The sequence below is a fragment of the Pseudoalteromonas sp. Isolate6 genome, from assembly GCF_022398435.1.
GTDB lineage: Bacteria > Pseudomonadota > Gammaproteobacteria > Enterobacterales > Alteromonadaceae > Pseudoalteromonas > Pseudoalteromonas galatheae.
In genome coordinates this window covers 1-4,452 of sequence record NZ_JAKEVK010000288.1, presented here as the reverse complement: position 1 = coordinate 4,452, position 4,452 = coordinate 1, and the positions used below count along the sequence as shown (strand labels likewise).

Here is a 4,452-nt window from a genome sequence, read left to right as displayed (position 1 = left end):
TTGTGATTGTCTTAACTAGGCTTTACCCCAGGTATTATAGGTGCTTGTGGTTTTTGCTTTTTATTTTTGGTTTTAGTTTTGGTTTTTTATTCATATAAGTTGAGTTTTTGTATTTAAGGGGTTTTATGCTGGTGGTAGTCAACCCTTTAGCGGGTGCTGAGGGGAAAGCGCAAATTGCATGGTTAAAGCAACAATTAAAACAACAGCAGTTGACAGCAACTTGGTTTAATACCACTGGAAACTTTGTCGCAGATAGGGAGGCAATTGCTCAAGCCGCAACGGCGGGAGCTAGCGTGGTGGTGATTGGGGGAGATGGCACTTTGCACCTAGTCGCCAATGCCATTGCTGAACGGGATAACACGCTTGCGCTGCTGCCAGCGGGTACTGGCAACGATTTTGCTCGGCAGTTTAATTATTCCAAAGTACAGTGGCGAGCAGCTGTATTTTCAGACAAGTTTACAAGTATTGATTTGGGTAAAGTGGACGGACGCTGGTTTGTCAATGTTGCTGGGATTGGCTTTAACGCGCATGTGATGAATAACCTAGGACAAACCAAACGCTTGGGAAAGTTGAGCTATACCTATGCGGGACTAATGTCGCTGTTTACTGCCAAGCTCATTCGCTATCGCAGCAAAAAATGGCCAGAGCAGGGTATGATGTTGTTACTTGCGAATGGCAAACACTTTGGGGCAGGGTTAACTCCCGCCCCAATGGCTTGTCTTGATGACGGTCAGTTAGAGCTGCTGTGGTTTACGCCGCAAACGCATTGGCAGCGAGTGATATTATTTGTCAATATGCTGCTGAAACGTCATATGGGCACGAGAAATGTGCATCACAGCCGCATTACTGAGCTTTTTATCGCACAAGAGGGGTATGACATTGAGGCGGATGGTGAGATTGTTGGGTGCACGCCTGCAACGATAACCTGTCGCCGCCGGGCGCTGTGCATAAAAAAAGCGCCATTATAAAATGGCGCTGGAAAGTAAGAAGCTAAAGCATTGGTAAGACTTCAACTTTTAACTGGGGACCGAATGGACAGCCAAGCGTAGATGCGATCTAAAGGTGTGAGTACAATCGCATTACCTAGGATGACCAAAATAAACCCAATAAAGGTGTTTTGCTGCCACTCAAAGCCTTCAAATAAGGTACTCAATGCCACGGCAACAAAAGGAAATAACACTATCAAATAACTCGCTTTCTCAGGCCCAATATTCTTGAGTAGTGAGAAATAACAACCAAAGGCAATAACGGTGCCAAACACGCTGAGGTAAATCAGAGACCACCAATATGATGCCGGCGCTTGGTTGATAAACTGATGTTCACTCAAGGCGACATAGGTTGCTAACATGACAGCGCTGTAAAGCATGCCCCAAGCATTTCCCGCCATAACATCAATTTGCTGATTGGAATTGCGTACGCTCACCATATTTCCGAGTGATGCGACCACTGTTCCTAATAAAGCTAATGATAATCCCAAGAAGGCCTCGCTTTGCAAATCAAATGCGACCAAATCGTGCCAAAACAAGCTGACTATCCCAAGCGTGCCCAATGACGCACCAAAGTAAATTCGTTTTGCAATAGGTTTGGCAAAAAATAACTTAGTATTGACAATATTAACGACCAATAATAATGAAAACGCAATTGATGCCATCGCTGACGTTAGATGTGCCTGAGCCCAATATAAGAAGAGATAGTTGGCACCAAAATTACATAGCGCTAAGAGGATAAAAAAGCCGTGATCTTGGCGGGAAAAGCGCATTGGCACACGCTTATAGATAACAAATGCCCACATACAAATCGCGGCGAGACCAAATCGGTAAAACAGTGACACAAACTCGTTGATGCTGCCAAGTTGATATTCAATGGCAAGCCATGTTGATCCCCAAATCAACACAGTGATGGTGTAAAGAAACAGATTTTTCATGATCGGCTCTAGATTTAAACAGCAGTGGAAGTCTGTAGTTTACGCTGTTATTCTGTATAAGCTATATACAGAATTTGCTAATTTATACCTATACAGATTATTGCTTATGAGTACCGTTATTCAACGCCAACATTCCGCCTTTCTCTATCAGCAGGTGATCCAAATGATCTTGTCGATGGCAGAACAAGAGTCCATTTTACCGGGCGAAAAGCTTCCTTCATTGCGTGTTATGGCGCAAAACTTAAATGTCAGTATTCCAACGGTAAAGCAGGCCTATCAAGCACTTGAAGACCAAGGAAAAGTGGTTGCCAAAGAAAAGTCAGGCTACTTTTTATGCCAAAGAGCTTCGCACAACGACTCGCCAAAGCGTGCGAGATTACCCGCCAAACCCGTAGTGGTTAACAAGCAGGCGTTGATTGAACAAGTCTATAATGGGATCCATCAGCCACATGCAATCCCTTTAGGTATCGCTAACCCCATTGCCATCGCTGGTACTGAGCAAGTACTTGCCAAAATTATGCGCCGTGTAATGAAAGAAGCTGGGAATGAGCTCATCAATTATGGTCCTATGGATGGTTTAGATAGCTTAAAAAAGCAAATCGTGCGGCGTTATTTGGATATGGGCTTAGCAATAGACATGGATGAAGTGGTGATCACCAATGGCGCGCAAGAAGCATTAGCGATTGCGTTACAAGCGGTAACTAAGCCTGGAGACGTGATAGCGATTGAATCTCCTTGTTATTTTGGCATTGTTGAACTGGCTGAAAACTTGGGACTAAAGGCCATCGAAATCCCTGTTTGTCCGGATGACGGCATTTGGCTGAGCGACCTTGAGCGTGCGCTTGAAAAACATGATATTCGAGCTTGCGTGTTTTCTACCAGTATTAGTAATCCGCTCGGTAGTTTTATGCCAGATACGAGACGTGCGCAGCTGGTGGCACTATTAGAGCAACGTGGCGTGGTGTTGATAGAAGACGATGTGTATGGCGATTTATATTTTACCGAGCAGCGTGGCATACCAGCACAAGCATTTAGTCAAAAGGGCTTAGTGATCACATGTGCCTCATTCTCAAAAACCGCTGCACCTAGCTATCGAGTGGGCTGGATGGTTGCCAGTCAATTTAGTGCAAAAGCAAAGCGCATAAAACGTGCGTTGAGCTGCTCGTCATCTTTAATGAATCAATGGGCTCTGGCGGACTTTCTCAGCTCAGGGGGTTATGAGCGCCATTTAAAGTTGGTTCGTAAACGGTTAATTGAGAATCGAGATCGCATGATCCAAGCGGTGAATGCCGCATTTGGTAGTGAGGTAAGAGTCAGCCGCCCGCAAGGTGGTTGTGTGCTGTGGCTAGACTTAGGTAAGCATGTTGACGGAGCCTTGCTGTTCCAAAGAGCTTTGGAGTGTGGGATCAGTATTACGCCTGGTACGCTATTTAGTGCCAGCAAAAAATATCAAAATTGTATACGTATCAGTTATGGCTTGCCTTGGGGGAATTCGGTAGAGCAAGCGATTAAAACCCTGGGTGAGTTGGCCGATGCACAAAGAAAAGGGTTGGCATAACGTACCCTTAATTAAATTGTAAGTTATGCCAACGTCGGATTATTTAAATTTAAACAGTTGGTACTCTGACATGGCAGGGATAGACTTTGCGACAATGGCCTCGTTTTTCGCTATTTGTTCAAAGTCGCCACACAGTGCATCTGCTTTTTTCTCAATAGATTCTGCTTGTTGTTCGACCTTAGTTTCAATTTGCGTTGCGAAGTTTTCCATCCGTTGTTCAAAGCTGCTTATATCACCGTTTGCATCCGACATTTCGTTGCCAATTGCAACCAATAAGCTACCTATCGATTGCATCATGGCTCCCTGTACTGCCGTTTCGATTTTTTCTTCAAACTGACTATCGAAGTTTTGGCCAAACTCATCAAAGGTCTGCTTGCCCATCACGAATGCACCTTGCTGATAAAACGTATTTTGCACTTCCGTTTCGAGGTCATCGATCACTGCATGAATACTATCTAAACTGGTTAAATTAAAGGTTTGCGCTACTTCATTAAGGGCAACGCCCGCTAATTTTATGCCTTCAAAAGCAATATCAGCCACTTGTGGTAGGCGGCCTCTTAGTTCATCACCATATTGCGTGAGCATCGTTTTTTGCTGCGTATCGAGTGCAATGCGCTCGCCATTGAGTGTCAGTTCGCCAAGGTTGTTGATCTCAGCTGTTTTGTTTTTGGCTGTTGTGATCACCAAGTTATCAGGCGTGATCCTAACGTCATTTTGAAATTCTACTTCACAATTGTCACCGCTAAACGTGATGTTATTTTTTTCGTGTGCAGCGACAGTGGCTGTCATCATCGTTGCTGCTGTTAGTAGTAAAATTTTATTCATGGTCGATCCTTATTGGCTCAGTTACATGCTTTTTGTATCAAGAACAATGCCAAATATTAGTTGTATTAAGATCAATGCTTTATGTTTTTTAATTGAAAACTTATGTGCTCAAAAAGTGACGGAATTGACTAAAATATAGTTATTT

4 protein-coding genes are annotated in these 4,452 nt (G+C 43.9%); 2 read left to right on the top strand and 2 right to left on the bottom strand.

Features of this window, described 5'->3' with window-relative positions:
* Positions 1-125 precede the first annotated feature (125 nt).
* Entirely contained in the window at positions 126-968 is an 843-nt protein-coding gene (locus tag L1D50_RS21815) for a YegS/Rv2252/BmrU family lipid kinase (protein ID WP_128725295.1), read from the top strand.
* Between the two features lie 41 nt (positions 969-1,009).
* Here the strand turns inward: L1D50_RS21815 and L1D50_RS21810 are convergent, their stop codons facing one another.
* Positions 1,010-1,924 (bottom strand): DMT family transporter, encoded by a 915-nt coding sequence (locus L1D50_RS21810; RefSeq protein WP_239966819.1) that lies wholly within the window; start codon positions 1,922-1,924, stop codon positions 1,010-1,012.
* Between L1D50_RS21810 and L1D50_RS21805 the strand changes: the two genes are divergently transcribed.
* Positions 1,923-3,482, top strand: coding sequence for a PLP-dependent aminotransferase family protein (locus L1D50_RS21805; protein WP_239966818.1), 1,560 nt, complete (start codon positions 1,923-1,925; stop codon positions 3,480-3,482). The two genes, L1D50_RS21810 and L1D50_RS21805, sit on opposite strands and share 2 nt — an antisense overlap.
* 39 nt (positions 3,483-3,521) lie before the next feature.
* Here the strand turns inward: L1D50_RS21805 and L1D50_RS21800 are convergent, their stop codons facing one another.
* Positions 3,522-4,307, bottom strand: a complete 786-nt coding sequence (locus L1D50_RS21800; RefSeq protein ID WP_138523354.1) for a DUF2884 family protein — start codon at positions 4,305-4,307, stop codon at positions 3,522-3,524.
* Between the last annotated feature and the right edge of the window lie 145 nt (positions 4,308-4,452).